General features: G+C 39.7%; 13 protein-coding genes. 6 read left to right on the forward strand and 7 right to left on the reverse strand.

Annotation, left to right across the window (positions count from 1 at the left end; translation table 11 throughout):
- Positions 1-76 precede the first annotated feature (76 nt).
- Genes PHO71_RS00830 through ruvB form a run of 5 tightly spaced genes read right to left on the reverse strand, consistent with a single transcriptional unit; the run spans position 77 to position 6,923 of the window.
- Positions 77-2,218, reverse strand: a complete 2,142-nt coding sequence (locus tag PHO71_RS00830; protein WP_300197489.1) for a S46 family peptidase — start codon at positions 2,216-2,218, stop codon at positions 77-79.
- Between the two features lie 18 nt (positions 2,219-2,236).
- Positions 2,237-3,592: a TIGR00341 family protein gene (locus tag PHO71_RS00835; RefSeq protein WP_300197492.1), complete on the reverse strand. Its 1,356-nt coding sequence runs from the start codon at positions 3,590-3,592 to the stop codon at positions 2,237-2,239.
- Positions 3,593-3,594: 2 nt separating this feature from the next.
- Positions 3,595-5,040, reverse strand: coding sequence for an oligosaccharide flippase family protein (locus PHO71_RS00840; RefSeq protein ID WP_300197495.1), 1,446 nt, complete (start codon positions 5,038-5,040; stop codon positions 3,595-3,597).
- 31 nt (positions 5,041-5,071) lie between these two features.
- Positions 5,072-5,854 (reverse strand): dienelactone hydrolase family protein, encoded by a 783-nt coding sequence (locus tag PHO71_RS00845; RefSeq protein ID WP_300197498.1) that lies wholly within the window; start codon positions 5,852-5,854, stop codon positions 5,072-5,074.
- A 37-nt stretch (positions 5,855-5,891) separates the two neighbouring features.
- Positions 5,892-6,923 (reverse strand): Holliday junction branch migration DNA helicase RuvB, encoded by a 1,032-nt coding sequence (gene ruvB / locus PHO71_RS00850; protein ID WP_300197501.1) that lies wholly within the window; start codon positions 6,921-6,923, stop codon positions 5,892-5,894.
- Positions 6,924-6,941: 18 nt separating this feature from the next.
- Between ruvB and PHO71_RS00855 the strand changes: the two genes are divergently transcribed.
- A complete protein-coding gene (locus PHO71_RS00855; protein WP_300197504.1) occupies positions 6,942-7,166 on the forward strand; it encodes a hypothetical protein in 225 nt (74 codons plus the stop codon).
- On the opposite strand, the gene PHO71_RS00860 is transcribed toward PHO71_RS00855, so the two are convergent.
- The gene (locus tag PHO71_RS00860) at positions 7,127-9,169 is read right to left on the reverse strand and encodes a discoidin domain-containing protein (protein ID WP_300197506.1); all 2,043 of its coding nucleotides are present in this window, start codon (positions 9,167-9,169) and stop codon (positions 7,127-7,129) included. The two genes, PHO71_RS00855 and PHO71_RS00860, sit on opposite strands and share 40 nt — an antisense overlap.
- Positions 9,170-9,607: 438 nt before the next feature.
- On the opposite strand from PHO71_RS00860, the gene PHO71_RS00865 reads away from it, so the two are divergent.
- Together PHO71_RS00865 and ybeY are read left to right on the forward strand one after the other, a co-directional pair.
- Complete coding sequence (locus PHO71_RS00865) at positions 9,608-10,840, forward strand: nucleoside recognition domain-containing protein (RefSeq protein WP_300197509.1); 1,233 nt, start codon at positions 9,608-9,610, stop codon at positions 10,838-10,840.
- A 14-nt stretch (positions 10,841-10,854) separates the two neighbouring features.
- Positions 10,855-11,268 (forward strand): rRNA maturation RNase YbeY, encoded by a 414-nt coding sequence (gene ybeY, locus PHO71_RS00870; RefSeq protein WP_300197512.1) that lies wholly within the window; start codon positions 10,855-10,857, stop codon positions 11,266-11,268.
- A gap of 988 nt (positions 11,269-12,256) precedes the next feature.
- Here the strand turns inward: ybeY and PHO71_RS00875 are convergent.
- Positions 12,257-12,406 carry a hypothetical protein gene (locus PHO71_RS00875; RefSeq protein ID WP_300197515.1) on the reverse strand — a complete coding sequence of 50 codons (150 nt, stop codon included), beginning with the start codon at positions 12,404-12,406 and terminating at the stop codon, positions 12,257-12,259.
- A gap of 345 nt (positions 12,407-12,751) precedes the next feature.
- Between PHO71_RS00875 and mnmG the strand changes: the two genes are divergently transcribed.
- The 3 genes from mnmG to uvrC all read left to right on the forward strand — a co-directional run bounded on the left by mnmG (position 12,752) and on the right by uvrC (position 17,423).
- The gene (gene mnmG / locus PHO71_RS00880; RefSeq protein ID WP_300197517.1) at positions 12,752-14,638 is read left to right on the forward strand and encodes a tRNA uridine-5-carboxymethylaminomethyl(34) synthesis enzyme MnmG; all 1,887 of its coding nucleotides are present in this window, start codon (positions 12,752-12,754) and stop codon (positions 14,636-14,638) included.
- A gap of 50 nt (positions 14,639-14,688) precedes the next feature.
- Positions 14,689-15,219 (forward strand): adenine phosphoribosyltransferase, encoded by a 531-nt coding sequence (locus tag PHO71_RS00885; protein ID WP_300197520.1) that lies wholly within the window; start codon positions 14,689-14,691, stop codon positions 15,217-15,219.
- Positions 15,220-15,590: 371 nt separating this feature from the next.
- On the forward strand, positions 15,591-17,423 hold the full coding sequence (gene uvrC / locus PHO71_RS00890) for an excinuclease ABC subunit UvrC (RefSeq protein ID WP_300197522.1): 1,833 nt from the start codon (positions 15,591-15,593) through the stop codon (positions 17,421-17,423).
- Positions 17,424-17,436 lie beyond the last annotated feature (13 nt).

The following is a 17,436-nucleotide window of genomic DNA, read 5'->3' on the forward strand; positions in this document are numbered from 1 at the left end:
ATAAATCCACGACAATATTGTACACTTACCCGACAAATCCGTCCTTACATCACTTTCATTAGCAATAGCCGCCTTTTCAACGCCCTATTTTCAGTTCTTGAATCAGATTAGCTGCTTTGCCGTATTTCTCAATAATAAAGAGTACATAACGTATATCAACGCCTATGCAACGTTGTAATTCCGGCTCAAATACAATATCGCTGCTCATAGCCTCCCAGTTACCATCAAAAGCAAGCCCCAGCAATTCACCTTTATCATTGAACATGGCACTACCTGAATTTCCACCTGTAATATCATTATTCGAAATAAAACAGACACTCATATTTCCTTTGTCATTGGCATAACGTCCGAAATCACCGGAAGAAAACAGGGTCAGCAACTCCGGCTGAATGGCAAAATCAATATCTCCGGAATGTTCTCTCACCTTTTCAAAGATACCTTTCACTGTGGTATAATAATCATAGACAGCACCATCAAAAGGAGAATAACCACCCACAGTACCAAAACTAAGTCTCATCGTAGAATTCGCATCCGGATAGAAATTACGGTCAGCATACATACGACGCATGGCGGCATTAAACAGTCGTTCGCTTTGCTCTATCTGCTCGGATGCTTCCGAAATACTCTGATTCATATCATAATACTTCACAATTAGATCAAGGCTCATAACAATAGCAGGATCATCAATCAGATTATACGTAGAATCCCGTTGCAAAAAACGTTCCAAGCCTTTAGGAGAGGTGATCTGAGAGGTTGCATACAGAGAGTCTACATAAGCCTGGACATTTCCATGATACAAAGTATCTATCTGTTCATACATAGCCGGCAAATATTTCTTATCGACTTTCGTTTTATATTCCTCAAGCATAGTCGCAAAAACTTCTTTATCGATAGAAAGGTCTAAATTTTCATATTTCTCTAATAATTTCTTAAGTCGCGTGGCTACTTGCTTCTCTTCCGCCTCAAAATCAAAATTCAATATTTCCAATGCCAACTGAACTAGCTCAGGACCATTAATAAATGATTCACCGAAATAAGCCAAAGCACGGTTCGTTTCACGACGCTGATTGTAATTCAGTTCCAGATTAGAAAACAAACGAAGCAATTGTTCCCTTTCTTTCGGATGTACCTGAATCCAATCACGGAGGGCCGCTTCCGCTTCCCGCTTCTTCTCTAAAACTTTCAAATGGCGTATAGCTTTATTAGTTCCGATACTATTCTTCCAATAATTAGAACTTTCGTCATATTTTGAAGCATATTTGATACGGATATCAGGCCGACGGTCCATCTCCCGTTTCCAGACAGCCTGTTTTATTCCACGCACATCAATCATTGCCTGATTGATGCCATTCATCATCTCTTCAATGCCATAGGAAGAAAGATAGCGTTCCGTACTTCCCGGATAACCGAGCGTCATACAGAAAGAACCTTCTTTATATCCATCCAAAGAAATCGGAGCAACATATTCCGGACGATATGGAACATTTTCCGGGGAATAATCTGCCGGACCATTATTTTCATTTGCATAGATGCGGAAAACACTGAAATCACCCGTATGACGTGGCCACATCCAATTGTCGGTGTCCCATCCAAACTTACCCACAGACGAAGGAGGAGCAAAAACCAGACGAACATCGTTGAAATCGCGGTAAACAGAAAGCCAGAACTCATTTCCTGCATAATAAGCATCTACAGTACCCGTCAGAGTAGAGTCTTTCTTCGATACTTCTTCCCCGATTACATTCATTACAGAATCGACAACTGTCTTGCGTTCACTCTCTGTCTGCGCATACTTAGCAGCGGAAAGCACCCGTTTCGTAACATCCTCCGTACGAAGCAAAAAACGTACATAAAGTTCCGGATTAGGCAGTTCTTCCTGAAAATTATGCGCCACAAAGCCATCTTTCAGATAATCGTGTTCTACAGAAGAATGTTGCTGAATACTACTAAATCCACAATGGTGATTGGTGAAAACAAGTCCGTCTTCGGAGACTACCACTCCCGAACAAAAACCTCCAAAACTAACAACCGCATCCGTCAGACAAGGCTTTTTGGGATCGTATAACTTATTCACAGGCATTTTCAATCCAAGTTCTTTCATCACTCGTCTTACCGACTTGTTTTTATTAAGATTTCCCAATAACCACATTCCTTCGTCAGCAGACACCTGCTGCAAACATACAGAAAGAATGACAATTGCGAATAATTTAAGTTTCATGCTATTATCTTTTATTCATTATTCTGTTATTAGCCTCAGCTTTTTCGCTTTTACCCTAGCTTTCAGCCATGCACTGATCTTATCTTTTTCTGCTTCCGACGGATGTTTGGAGAACTTCAAGATAGCTAACGTCACCGTATCCGTCTTCATTGAATCCACACGCGTTTCAAGTGAATGAGCGATAGAAAGCGTAGTTACAGAAGGGTAAAGCACCTTCAATTCCGGAACCAAGGTACGACTCATCGCATCGTACTCTTTATACTGTTCGAGGCTTGTTTCCAATTGAGCAATCTTTTTCTGCTGTTCCTGAAGGCGTTGCTCGCTATTCTTATAAAAATCCTCCATCACCATGGCACGAATAGAAGAAACATCTATCGCTTCATTATTCATACCTTGCAATACGATCAGTTTCGAGTTTTTCAACTGATACGCTTCCAGCTTACTACGGGCAATAGAAATGGAAGCATCCGGTATTTCAGGGCCAATTAAAACAACACGAATCTCTTTATGTTCATAACTAATTTTCTTGTCAAGTACCTGAGTATTATCAAAATTCAACTGCTCGTTGATAAAACGATTGGCAGCAGCTTCGTAAAGAGTACTCTTGATAATACCAAACGTCAGGTATACTGCCGGACACATGGTCAGAATAACAATGAGTACGATATACTTACGGACTGTTTTTTCGCGGGTCTTGTCTACAAACTCTTTCCGTTGAAAATGCATTAAACGTACTCCAATGAATGTGGCAAGACTGATAAATACCGAATTGATAAAATAAAGATAAAAAGCACCCAGAAAATAAATCAGATTTCCCGTAGCCAGCCCATAACCAGCCGTACAAAGAGGCGGCATCAATGCTGTAGCAATAGCAACTCCCGGAATCACATTTCCTTTTTCTTTAGTGGAAAGAGCCACTACGCCCGCCAGTCCACCGAAAAGAGCGATAAATACGTCATATATCGTAGGTGAGGTACGTGCTAGTAATTCCGATTGCGAACCGGCAATAGGAGCCAGTAAGAAAAAAACCGTAGCTGTTGTTACACTGAATGTAGTTGTAATCAGGAAGCTCTTCAGAGAGCGTTTCATCAATTCAAAATCATTCAAACCGACAGATAACCCCACTCCCATAATAGGTCCCATCAAAGGAGATATCAACATGGCTCCAATAATCACCGCAGTAGAATTGACATTCAACCCCAATGATGCCATGAATATGGCAAAAATAAGAATCCATAGATTAGCTCCTTTGAATTCTACTCCTTTACGAATTGAATCCACAGTTGCTAACTCGTTATCTTTATCCTTTTTTAAGTCGAGATAATTTTTTAAGAACGACTTAACAGCAAACTTATTCCGTCCGTCCGTTTTCATGACTATTTTTTCTTTATAAATCGATTAATAACAGGAATCTGGCTCAATGGCAAATCTGTTTTGATGATATATGCTATAAACAATAACAAAAGTAGAGTACGGAAAGTCAGACGAAGTACTAAATTAGAGATAGATACCCATTCACCAATAGCATACAATATCATCGCCAAACCCACATACAAGCCTATTGCACGCAGGTCATAATTAATCGGATATTTCTTCTGTCCTACAAAATAAGAGAGAAGCATGGCAACCGCATAACCGGCAAAACCACCCCATGCGCAAGCCATATAGCCATATTCCGGTATAAATAGAATATTGATAAGTACTAGCACTGCACATCCTGTAAATGAGAAATAAGCTCCCCATTTTGTTTGGTCAATTAACTTATACCAGAAAGAGAGGTTAAAGTAAATACCCATAAAAATCTCAGCAACCATCACAATAGGTACAACTCTTAAACCTCCCCAATAATCAGGTTCCAAGATAAACTTCAATATATCGAGATAGAACATAACAGTCAGAAATGCAAGTAACGTAAAAATAATAAAATATTTCATGGCTTTAGCATAGACCTCTTTATTATCTTTATCCCGACTCGCACCAAACACAAAAGGTTCATAAGCATAACGGAAAGCTTGAGTAAGCATCGCCATAATCATTGCAATTTTACTACATGCACTATATACGGCCAATTGTGACTCTGCCTTATCATGATCAGGATAGATGTACCCAAACATGATTTTATCAGCTACCTGGTTCAGTATGCCTGCTACCCCTAATATCAAAATCGGATATGAATAGTTCAGCATTTTCTTAGCCAAAGCTTTATCGAATCCTCCCCTGAATCTCAAATCAGGAATAAGCAGCACCATTACTATGGTAGTACATATCAAATTGAAGAGGAAAGCATAAAACACATCGCTACCTCCCATAATGACATAATACGTCAGATTTAATAAGATGTTGAGGACGATAAAAAACATCTTTAAGGTTACAAACTTAATCGGGCGTTTTTTATATCGAAGGTAGGCAAAAGGTATACACTGAAAAGCATCCATTGCCACTACCAGCAACATCATGCCAACATACCAGGGATGATCGCCAAATCCCATCATCACTGCTATGGGGTGAAGAAACAACATACAACATACGACAAAAAGCAAAGAGGTACTTCCCACCATAATCAGTACAGTAGAATACACTTTCTCAGGTACCTCCGTCTCTTTATTTACAAAGCGGAAGAAAGTTGTCTCCATACCGTAGGTAAGAATGACCATCAAGAGGGCTGTCCAAGCATATACCACCGTGATGATTCCATATCCACCCGAAGCAGCGGACATTGCCGTCGCATAGATAGGAACTAATAAATAATTTAGAAATCGGCCAATGATACTACTGACTCCATAAAGTGCAGTATCTTTTACCAATGATTTAAGTCCAGCCATGTTTACTTGTGATTAGTATCAAGAATCAATGTTATTTCTTTTGTTTAAACAGCCACTCCATAAATCCGGGATAATTGAATGCCGAATCCCAACTGTTATGACCGCAACCGGGAAACTCAATATATTCGACATCGGCTCCAACAGCTTTCAATGCCTTATATGCACCGCGAGAACCTTCCACAGTCACCACGTCATCTGCATCTCCATGGAAAATGCGGAACTTGATATCCTTTGCTGCCGATAAACGGTCGGGATTTACAGTGCCACAAATAGGAATAGCGGCAGTAAATATCTCCGGATAGCGGGAAACCATATCAAATGTTCCCATTGCCCCCATCGAAAGACCTACGATATAAATTCTCTTTTTATCAATTTCCGGCATGGAAAGATAAGAATCGAGTAATTCTTTAACCGCCCGAAATATGGGATTCATCTGTTGTTCAACGGGCATATTGGAAGGAATAAAAGATTTAGGACGCTCAATATACCCCCAATACTTACCCTCCGGACATTGTGGAATTAGTACGAAAGCTGGATATTTGTCCCTATTCACCGGATTTAAAAACATCTGTCCTCCATGAATCAATTGTCTTTCATTATCATGTCCTCTTTCGCCTGCTCCATGAAGAAACAGCACTAACGGATATTTTTTGCCGGGTTTCACCGGTTCGGGACGAAGTAAACGATAAGGTAAGGAATCTCCTTGGGTGGAGACAAATACTTCTTTCGCATAGACTTCTTTTCCATAGCTCTGTTGAGCTGATAAAAAGATACTCGAAAAAAGGAAAACGATGAAAGCACTCCATTGTTTCATAATACATACAATTTAAAATGTTCTCAAATAGTCAATATCAATCATTAAACAGCGCTTTCTGGCTGTTATAAAGACTTCTTCCCAAATGTTTATAAGCCAGTTCCGTTACTTCACGCCCACGGGGAGTCCGTTTCATAAAACCTTCTTTTATCAGAAATGGTTCATATACTTCTTCAATGGTGCCTGCATCTTCACCTAAAGCCGTAGCAATGGTAGTTAGACCGACCGGACCTCCTTTAAACTTATCGATAATTGTACAAAGTATCTTATTATCGACCTCGTCCAATCCATACTTATCAATATTCAGTGCTTCCAACGCATACTGGGCAATCTCAGTATCGATAGATCCGGAACCTTTAACCTGGGCAAAGTCACGTACCCGACGAAGTAAAGCATTGGCAATACGAGGTGTTCCACGACTCCGGGAAGCAATCTCGGATGCAGCAGGTACCGAACAAGGTACATTCAGGATAGAAGCAGAGCGACGTATAATATTTCTCAAAACATCATCGTCATAATATTCCAAATGAAGATTGATACCGAAACGGGCACGGAGCGGTGCGGTTAATAGTCCGCTGCGAGTAGTTGCCCCAACCAAGGTAAAAGGATTCAGATCAATCTGAATGCTACGTGCCGAAGGACCTTTGTCGATCATGATATCGATACGGTAATCTTCCATGGCAGAGTACAGATACTCCTCGACCACAGGCGAAAGCCGGTGAATTTCGTCAATGAACAACACGTCGTTGGGTTCAAGGCTGGTGAGCACTCCCGCCAAATCTCCCGGTTTGTCGAGCACCGGTCCGGAAGTGACTTTAAAGCCTACTCCCAGCTCGTTAGCAATGATATTGGAGAGGGTTGTTTTTCCCAGTCCGGGAGGTCCATGCAATAGGACGTGATCTAAGGCTTCCGCGCGCAAGCGTGCCGCTTTCACGAAAATGCGCAGGTTGTCCACCACTTTATCCTGTCCGCTGAAGTCCTCGAAACTCAGCGGACGAAGCGCATTTTCAAAGTCACGTTCACGCGCGTTGAGTTTATGATCGCGTATATCAAAATTTTCCTGTTCCATTCCTATGTCTCAATATAGATGACAAAGATAGAAATTTGTGTTTACATATCGCACAAGAGAGAAGAAAAAAGAGGTTACCTGACAAAACGGTCCGGTGGATATTCCAAACCGTTTTGTCAGGTAACCTTTGCCGACGAAGTCTCGCCGGCATACAGAGGAAAGCCTTGCTATCATGCAGACAAAGCCTATCTCGAAAAAGGAGATTACTTTATCGGAGAAACCGGAGTGATTCTCTGCTCCTGAGGGGCATAATTGGGCGGGTAATAAGGCTCAAATATTCCACCTTCCTTAGAGTTTGCGGCAATACCCGGGTTGATGATACGCAGGTCAATAGTGGAAGGCATCTGGCCTTCAAAGACATTCAGCACACCGTCACGTTTGCCGTTGGCATCGTAGCAGAACCCCCAAGGGTTACGCATACCGAACAGCGCAGTAGGATCAGCAGAGAACATCAGTGTCCATGCGTGTCCGGTGACGGTCTTTCCACTTCCATCGGGAGCCACCAGATCTCCCTTATTGAATCCGCCTACCACGATTTTTCCTTCCATAAGAGAAGTCATCACAGCGCGTTGCAACTGCCACGGAGTTAGTTTTCCAGGAGCAAAACCAAAGCTGTCACCGTCTCCCGTAAACAACGGTGGTACGTGCTCGCTTCCTATACCTCCCGTATTCTTATTTACTTCAAAGATATAGTTCCACTTCATAATCGCTTTTTCAAGTACGGTAGCCCATGTGGCTTTGTTATCCTTACCGGTACAGCAGAACATCTCTCCGTTTTGACCTGCCAGGAACTTTGAAGATAAACAAACATTGATTGGCTTACCTTGCGGATCAAACATAGATACGGTGTAGGTATTGTTACCATTGTCCTGAATCAGACTTTGTACGAAGTCGGGATAGATATAAGCCATCGAAGCAAGTGCAGCTATAAGCGAACAATTACCAATGCCATGTTGGTTGGCATCAGCCGGGAGAGGCTTTCCGTAAGGGTAAAGAGTAACAGGGAATTCTTTCCAATGTCCGTCCCATGCATAAACTTCATCTGACTCGTTCTCCGGATTGAGTAACCATCGACGGTCTTCCTCAGTAGTAACATGTCGGTTAGCATAGTGTCCACCCATCGGGGTCAGATTGCTTCCCGAGTATCCACCTGCCAATCCCATCAGGTCGGTAATGTCGGGCACGTCTTTTAATGTCCATTCAGCTATTTGAGTACAATCTCCTCCATTGTTTGCTTCTATTTCTAATTTGTAGTATTGGTAAGCCTCGTTGTTGTTGAATACGTAAATTTTATCCTTAAGCCTGTCACCGAAGTTCTGGTCCATCCGTTGGTCAATCATGTTCCAACTAGTTTTGTCGTTCGAACCGTATAGTTTCCATGCAGAAGGTGTATTCTTAGGATCATCTTCCGAAGATGTCATTGAATAGTATTTGACAACCGTGCTTCTCTCACCTTCCCACAACAGATAGAAATGAGTATGCTTAGTTGTATAGTGGGTTCGGTTGTCTCCATCGGCTATATTACGCACCCACTGACCTTCCGGATAATCTGAGTATTGTGCAGTAAGCGTACCTACAGTAGGCATATTGGTGAAAAATTCATCAATTTTCACCGAATGCGGTTCCTCCGGATGCAAGGAGACATTTTTGTATTTTAAGGTCCATTCGGCTATTTGCGTTGCACCGCCACCATTATTTCCAGTTATCTCCAGTTTATAATAGCGATATTTCGCCTCGTTCTCAAACAAGAATTCTTTCACTTCTTGTCTATTACCAAATATCTGTCCGGTTTGTTCGTCAAGTGCAATCCATGTGGCATTGTCGTTAGAGCCTTTGAGCGCCCACGCTTTCGGATCATTGGCAGACGAACCGCTGCCTGCACACACCGTGTAGCAGTTGATGAGTAAACTCTTGTCGGCTTCATACATCACATAGAAATTGCTATGTTCTGTCTGATAATATGTATTCACCTTATTGTCTACCAGTTTGCCAATGTCCGATCCTACAGGAGAGTCACCGTACTGAGCATAAATGGTACCCGAAGCAGGCATATTACGATTCGTATTTCCTATGCGTATACTCGCTCCATTTATTGGAGGCTCCCCTTCGTTTTTACCATCATCTTCTTTGGAGCAACCTCCCGATGACATAACTAACACAAAGCATATCGCTCCAATCTCTATAGCTTTCAACGATCGCTCTAGAATGGCTTTCGGAAAGCCATCTCTCTTCATAGTAATTTTCATGTTCTTTTTTTAATAGTTAACAATTGGTTTTATCCGTATTTTAAAGTATGTTTTTGCAAACATAAAGAAAAGATTAAGAACATCCAAAAAATAAAGGCTATTTCAAACGCCAGAACTAAAAAACAGAGAATCAACTGGAGACCGGCCGTTTTTCAAATGGATATCGATTCCTGTATACACATTTATAATCTAAAATTTAAGACGTTACTTTGCTTATGCATAAAATCAAAGCTAATTTTTAACGTCATACAAAATTAACAATTCTCTTGACTTATGCATGCTATTGTAAACGCATTACAGGTATAAGAACTAAATGCCATTTCCCAATGCCCCTTCGGTAAGCTAATCATAAATCGCCTACTAAAGCATCTTCCTTTCTAGTTTATTTGAAACCTTATAACTACTTTTGCATCCGTCTATCACATACAAGTAAAGATTATGGTTCTAAATTATATTTGGATAGCCTTTTTTGTCATAGCCTTTGTAATCGCCCTCGTAAAAGTCATTTTCTTGGGAGATACGGAAATATTCACCGCCATCATGAACTCCACGTTCGACTCCTCGAAAACGGCCTTCGAGATTTCATTAGGGCTGACCGGAGTATTGGCTCTTTGGCTCGGCATTATGAAGATCGGAGAGAACAGTGGCCTGATAAATTCGCTGGCACGTTTCCTAAGTCCGGTGCTCTGCCGGCTATTCCCGGAGATTCCCAAGGGACATCCTGTTCTGGGATCTATCTTTATGAATATGTCCGCCAATATGCTGGGACTGGACAACGCTGCCACGCCGATGGGACTGAAAGCCATGAAAGAGCTACAAGAACTGAACCCGCGAAAAGACACAGCTTCTAATCCAATGATTATGTTTCTGGTTATCAACACATCCGGACTCATCATTATCCCGATCAGTATTATGGTCTACCGCGCGCAGATGGGAGCTGCACAACCAACAGATGTATTTATTCCTATTTTGTTGAGTACATTCATTTCTACTCTAGTAGGAGTTATTGCAGTCAGCATCGCTCAAAAGATAAATCTAATCAATAAACCGATTTTGATATTAATGGGAATTATCTGTCTTTTTTTCTCAGGACTGATTTATCTGTTTCTTAACATCTCACGTGAAGAAATGGGAACTTATTCCACATTGATCGCCAATATCATCTTATTCAGCGTTATCATTGTATTCATCCTGACAGGAATCAGAAAAAAAATCAATGTATATGATTCTTTTGTTGAAGGTGCCAAAGAGGGATTCACTACAGCTGTACGTATCATTCCTTACTTGGTTGCGTTTCTCGTTGGCATTGCAATATTCCGTACTTCAGGGGCGATGGACTATCTGGTAGGAGGTATCGGATCCTTGGTTGCCTTATGCGGAATTGATACAAGTTTTGTTGGAGCTCTTCCTACTGCATTAATGAAATCACTCAGTGGTAGTGGTGCAAATGGATTAATGATCGACACCATGAAAGAAACCGGTCCTGATTCATTTGTCGGTAGAATGAGCTGTGTAGTACGAGGAGCTTCGGATACAACATTTTATATCCTCGCAGTCTACTTCGGCAGCGTAGGAATTAGCAAAACCCGAAATGCAGTTACTTGCGGCTTAATTGCAGACTTTTCCGGGATTATAGCCGCTATATTAATCAGTTATTTATTCTTTTTTTAAATCAGATTTTTACGATGGCTGTAACTTATCAATCAGAAGGCATTAAAATGCCTGATATCAAAAAACGGGAAACAACAGAATGGATCAAAAAGGTAGCTGCTTCTTATGAAAAACGGCTAGGTGAGATAGCTTATATCTTCTGTTCGGATGAAAAGATTCTAGAGGTAAATCGGCAATATCTGCAACATGACTATTTCACAGATATTATTACTTTCGACTATTGTGAAGGCAACCGCTTATCCGGTGATCTATTCATTAGTCTGGATACTATAAGAACCAATGCAGAACAGTTCAAAACTTCTTATGACGACGAGTTACATCGAGTAATCATTCACGGCATTCTCCACCTTTGTGGAATCAACGACAAAGGTCCGGGAGAAAGAGAAATTATGGAGGAAGCAGAGAATAAGGCATTAGCTATGAGATAGACTAAGCCAGTCATCGATTCTAACATAATCAAACAAGTATTTATATCATTTAGACACAGATTCCACAATATTACAGAAGTCTAGTTATTATAAAGTCCTGTAAACTTGCGGAATACGTATCTTCTTATTTTAGAACGCCCAAATAAGAAAATAAACACTTTGGGACAAGCCTGCATATATTTCAAAAAACTTATTGACATTGATTATTATCAGCCAGAGTCTTATTTTAAGTGACAGACTCTGATAATAGACTCTGGTAGTATTATCTCTCCCCTTTATGTCAAGCATAAAAAAACATTAGTTTCACCACATGAAACCAACATTCTACATATATTTTAATGCAAAAGCAAATCTCGTAAAAATGCTATCTTATTGAACAAACCAGTTAATAGTAATCATATAAGACACCAAAACATAGTCAGACTATAAAATAGTACAGTTTTTCGATCCATATACAGTTAGTAAGAAACACACACTATAAAAGAAAAGATTACAAAAGGATGGGGCATTAACTATGAGATAACATTTCATCGCAAAAGGAAAGCTACAAAAAAAGAGCGAATAACTCCGCCCCACTTTTAAAGAATCCCCCATAAATGGGATTCTTTATTTTTCATCTTTGTTTTCTTGTTACCTGAAAAACGACTCTTTTACTCTACTACCTAATAAAAACTAACTTACTTCCTAAAAACTAATCTTAATCCAATCCTTAATTTAAACTAATATCTAATACGTTTTTTACCTTATTCTAAAACTTATACCTTATATTCTAATATTTATAATCTCATTCTAATACCAAAATTATTTATTATTTAAAACAAAACTTAAGTAGTTTCACAACTACGCTGCAAAGTTATAATGGATTTAGAAAAGTGCAAGAGTTTATATACAAAAAAACTCTTTTCCATCTGTTTTTTTGATGTATATCAAGAGAAGTAAAAGGATTTTTCATCCTTGAAGAAGAATACGAAATTTATGTCTTCTTCAGTCACCAATCCTCCAGAAAGTTTTCACACATCAACCAGAATTGTTCGTAAAAGCTTGGTTTTACATCATCCGACAATGTAACTTCATGTTCGCATACCCACTGATAAAAATAAAGATTCACACCATCACGAGAGATAAGTATAACGTACATTACCGTCGCCAATACTACATAGGAACCACCCAGAGCAACAAATTCAAACTTTCGCTCATGGGCTCGTATAATGATAATAAATTACATAAAGCATTTTCTAACTTTACTTCTAACAAAAAAGTAATAGAGGTGAGCATTATATAAACACCTTTGAGCTTGTTTTTATATCACCCCCCTGCTGACTTTCTTGTTTGTAACTATTCCAATCATCCTAAATACATAAAATTACAACGTTTTTTTATTCTTTAGGATTCTTACCTGTAATTTTAGGAAGCAAAAAGAGGCAGCAGATACAACTCTCGCAACTTTTCCGTAACTTTGCATCGTTAGAAAAAATAAGATAGAATGGATTTTAAGTACGACGTTATTGTAATTGGTGCCGGCCATGCGGGTTGTGAAGCAGCTGCAGCCGCAGCAAATCTTGGTTCTAAGACTTGTCTCATCACAATGGACATGAATAAAATAGCCCAGATGAGTTGCAACCCGGCAGTAGGTGGAATAGCCAAAGGGCAAATAGTACGTGAAATAGATGCACTTGGCGGGCAAATGGGACTGGTTACTGACGAAACAGCTATTCAGTTTCGAATCTTGAATCGTTCGAAAGGACCAGCTATGTGGAGTCCGCGTGCACAGTGTGACCGGGCCAAATTCATTTGGTCCTGGCGAGAGAAACTCGAGAACACTCCAAACCTTCATATTTGGCAAGATACAGTTTGCGAACTTCTCGTTGAAAACGGAGAAGCCGTTGGATTAGTTACAGCTTGGGGCGTGACATTTAAAGCAAAATGTATAGTACTGACAGCGGGAACTTTCCTTAACGGACTCATGCACGTAGGTCGCCATCAACTTCCTGGCGGAAGAATGGCAGAACCAGCTTCCTACCGACTGACGGAATCTATCGCTCGTCATGGTATCACTTATGACAGAATGAAAACGGGAACCCCAGTACGTATCGATGCACGCAGTGTTCATTTCGATCAGATGGAAACACAAGATGGTGAATGCGACTTTCATAAGTTTTCTTTCATGAATACTAGTGTTCACCATTTAAAGCAATTGCAATGCTGGACGTGCTATACTAATGAAGAAGTACACCGGATTCTGCATGAAGGATTACCGGATTCTCCCCTATTCAATGGACAAATTCAAAGTATCGGTCCACGTTATTGTCCGAGTATAGAGACCAAGATCGTTACTTTCCCCGACAAAAATCAACACCAGTTATTTTTAGAGCCAGAAGGAGAAACAACTCAAGAGTTATATCTCAACGGATTTTCTTCTTCGCTCCCAATGGAGATTCAAATAGCAGCTTTAAAGAAAATCCCGGCATTCAAAGATTTGGTTATCTACCGTCCGGGATATGCTATCGAATACGATTATTTCGACCCCACTCAACTAAAACATACGTTGGAATCGAAAATAATTAAAAATTTGTTCTTTGCCGGGCAAGTGAACGGAACTACCGGATATGAAGAAGCAGGAGGACAGGGAACGATTGCTGGAATCAATGCACATATCAACTGCCATAGTGGAGAATCTTTCACACTAGCACGCGACGAAGCATATATTGGGGTATTGATCGACGATCTTGTAACCAAAGGTGTAGACGAACCGTACCGAATGTTCACTTCACGGGCTGAATATCGAATTCTTCTTCGTATGGATGATGCGGATATGAGACTTACCGAACGGGCATACAAACTTGGATTGGCAAAGGAAGACCGTTATCAACTACTCAAAAGTAAAAAAGAAGCAGTTGAACAAATCGTTTCTTTTGCACAAAATTATTCGATGAAACCAGCATTAATCAATGAATCATTGGATAAAATAGGAACTACCCCCTTACGCCAAGGATGCAAATTAATCGAAATACTGAATCGTCCTCAGGTTACCATTGGAAATATTATGGAATCTATCCCTGCATTTCAAAGAGAGATAGATAAAGCAACCGCTCGACAATTAGATTGTAAAGAAGAGATTATAGAAGCAGCAGAAATACGAATTAAATATCAAGGTTATATTGATAGAGAACGTATGATTGCCGAAAAACTTGCTCGTCTGGAAAGTATTAAGATTAAAGGAAAGTTTGATTATGCTTCCATTCAGTCCCTTTCAACAGAAGCCCGCCAAAAGCTAGCTAAAATTGATCCGGAAACAATTGCCCAAGCAACCAGAATTCCGGGAGTATCACCAAGCGACATCAACGTATTACTAGTACTTTCAGGACGATAAGGAATGACGTTTCACGTGAAACAAAAAATTTAAAGAAACAATATAAAATAATGATTATGAGCAGAGAAACATTAATCAAAAGCATTCGTGAAATACCGAATTTTCCTATACCGGGAATCTTATTCTACGATGTAACAACCCTGTTTAAAGATCCTTGGTGTTTGCAAGAATTATCCAATATCATGTTTGATATGTATAAGGATAAAGGCATCACTAAAGTAGTAGGTATAGAATCAAGAGGTTTCATTATGGGGCCCATACTGGCCACTCGTTTAAATGCAGGATTTGTCCCCATTCGTAAGCCGGGAAAACTTCCTGCAGAAACGCTTGAAGAAAGCTATGATAAAGAATATGGCAAAGACACTGTACAAATTCATAAAGATGCGATTAACGAAAACGATGTAATACTCCTACATGACGACCTACTGGCAACAGGAGGAACCATGAAAGCAGCTTGTGCACTCGTAAAACGGCTAAAGCCTAAAAAAGTATACGTAAACTTCATCATTGAGTTGAAAGATTTAAACGGGAAATCGATATTTGGAGATGATGTAGAAATTGAATCGGTATTGTCTTTATAAACTGATTATTTAGAAGTAGTACATCATAATTAGTTTATAATATGGAAGAGTATTTGTCATCCAAAACGCAGTGAAGTATCTTCTCACTGTTGTTATTAAACAAAGAAGAGTTACTTAGCTACCTTTTGTATGAGAGAAAGTATAAGCATAAATAATTTAATGTACTACTTATCTTCAGAAAATGAGCCACAGTAAATATAGGCAATCAGAGTATGCTCAGACACAGATAACGCGAATGACAGGATATTGAATAATAAAGTTAATAACAAAGATCCGCGTCATCTACGTTATCCGCATCTTAATATTAGCATAAAAAAACTTTCAGCACATTTACTCTTCTTCTTATTTCATATGTTTCATTCCTAACGATTATGAGTACAGATACAGCAAATTCAACCAACGAGTACCTAAAAGGTATTGTAGCAAATCTCCCTGAAAAGCCAGGTATTTATCAATATCTAAATACTGAAGGTACAATTATATACGTTGGAAAAGCTAAAAACTTAAAGAAAAGGGTATATTCTTACTTTAGTAAAGAGCATGAGCCGGGAAAGACGCGGGTGTTGGTCAGCAAAATTGCTGATATTCGCTATATCGTGGTCAATTCGGAGGAAGATGCGTTACTACTGGAAAATAATCTGATAAAGAAATACAAGCCTCGTTACAATGTACTTTTGAAGGATGATAAGACCTATCCTTCTATCTGCGTGCAAAATGAATATTTCCCTCGGATTTTCAGAACAAGAAAGATTATCAGAAATGGATCTTCTTATTATGGTCCATATAGCCATATACCTTCCATGTATGCTTTACTCGATCTGATAAAGCACTTATACCCATTGAGAACCTGCAATTTAAATCTTACTCCAGAAAACATCAGGGCGGGAAAATTTAATGTCTGTTTGGAATATCATATCAAGAACTGTGCAGGACCCTGCGTCGGATTACAATCACAAGAAGATTATTTAAAAAACATCGATGAAATAAAAGAAATATTGAAAGGAAACACCCAAGATATTAGCCGTATACTCCTGGAAAAAATGCAAGAATTGGCAGGAGAAATGAAGTTTGAAGAGGCACAAAAGATGAAAGAGAAATATTTATTGATAGAAAACTACCGGTCGAAATCGGAGGTAGTAAGTTCTGTTTTACATAATATAGATGTCTTTTCTATTGAAGAAGACGGATCCAGCTCTGCTTTTATCAACTATCTGCATATCACCAATGGTGCCATCAATCAAGCTTTCACCTTCGAATATAAGAAGAAACTGAATGAAACAAAAGAGGAGTTATTAACCCTTGGAATCGTTGAAATGCGGGAACGTTATAAGAGCCAATCACGGGAAATTATTATTCCGTTTGAACTGGATATAGAGCTCAATAATGTCGTTTTCACCATTCCTCAGCGTGGAGACAAGAAAAAGTTATTGGAACTTTCTATTTTGAACGTAAAACAATACAAAGCCGACCGCATGAAGCAGGCAGAGAAGTTGAATCCGGAACAGCGAAGTATGCGTTTGATGAAAGAAATACAGCAAGAACTCCACTTAGACAGATTGCCGTTGCAGATTGAATGCTTCGATAACTCCAATATTCAAGGCTCAGATGCTGTTGCAGCGTGTGTTGTATTTAAGAAAGCCAAACCGTCAAAGAAGGATTACCGGAAATATAATATAAAAACAGTTGTAGGACCGGATGATTATGCTTCAATGAAGGAAGTGGTCAGAAGACGTTATCAACGCGCTATCGATGAACAGTCTCCACTTCCCGACCTGATTATCACCGATGGTGGTAAAGGGCAAATGGAAGTAGTCAGAGAGGTTATAGAGGAGGAATTAAAACTCGATATACCTATTGCAGGATTAGCCAAAGACAATCGCCACCGCACTTCAGAATTGCTGTTTGGTTTTCCACCACAGACCATTGGAATTAAGCAGCAGAGTCCCCTATTCCGCCTGCTCACTCAGATACAGGATGAAGTACACCGCTTTGCAATTACTTTCCACCGGGATAAACGGAGCAAACGCCAGGTAGCATCAGTTTTAGACACCATCAAAGGCATTGGTGATAAAACAAAAACAATTTTATTGAAAGAGTTCAAGAGCGTAAAACGAATAAAAGAAGCATCTTTTGAGGATATTTCCGACATCATTGGCGAAGCAAAAGCCAGAATTGTAAAAGAGGGATTAAACCAAGAGTTGTAGCTTCAACTCTTGA

The organism is Bacteroides sp. (genome assembly GCF_028690125.1).
In the GTDB taxonomy this organism is placed as follows: domain Bacteria; phylum Bacteroidota; class Bacteroidia; order Bacteroidales; family Bacteroidaceae; genus Bacteroides.

Bases quoted from the DNA above. Each gene is read 5' to 3' on its own strand.
- PHO71_RS00830 (WP_300197489.1), bottom strand. From the start codon at position 2,218: ATGAAACTTAAATTATTCGCAATTGTCATTCTTTCTGTATGTTTGCAG.
- PHO71_RS00835 (WP_300197492.1), bottom strand. From the start codon at position 3,592: ATGAAAACGGACGGACGGAATAAGTTTGCTGTTAAGTCGTTCTTAAAA.
- PHO71_RS00840 (WP_300197495.1), bottom strand. From the start codon at position 5,040: ATGGCTGGACTTAAATCATTGGTAAAAGATACTGCACTTTATGGAGTC.
- PHO71_RS00845 (WP_300197498.1), bottom strand. From the start codon at position 5,854: ATGAAACAATGGAGTGCTTTCATCGTTTTCCTTTTTTCGAGTATCTTT.
- ruvB (WP_300197501.1), bottom strand. From the start codon at position 6,923: ATGGAACAGGAAAATTTTGATATACGCGATCATAAACTCAACGCGCGT.
- PHO71_RS00855 (WP_300197504.1), top strand. From the start codon at position 6,942: ATGACAAAGATAGAAATTTGTGTTTACATATCGCACAAGAGAGAAGAA.
- PHO71_RS00860 (WP_300197506.1), bottom strand. From the start codon at position 9,169: ATGAAAATTACTATGAAGAGAGATGGCTTTCCGAAAGCCATTCTAGAG.
- PHO71_RS00865 (WP_300197509.1), top strand. From the start codon at position 9,608: ATGGTTCTAAATTATATTTGGATAGCCTTTTTTGTCATAGCCTTTGTA.
- ybeY (WP_300197512.1), top strand. From the start codon at position 10,855: ATGGCTGTAACTTATCAATCAGAAGGCATTAAAATGCCTGATATCAAA.
- PHO71_RS00875 (WP_300197515.1), bottom strand. From the start codon at position 12,406: ATGTACGTTATACTTATCTCTCGTGATGGTGTGAATCTTTATTTTTAT.
- mnmG (WP_300197517.1), top strand. From the start codon at position 12,752: ATGGATTTTAAGTACGACGTTATTGTAATTGGTGCCGGCCATGCGGGT.
- PHO71_RS00885 (WP_300197520.1), top strand. From the start codon at position 14,689: ATGATTATGAGCAGAGAAACATTAATCAAAAGCATTCGTGAAATACCG.
- uvrC (WP_300197522.1), top strand. From the start codon at position 15,591: ATGAGTACAGATACAGCAAATTCAACCAACGAGTACCTAAAAGGTATT.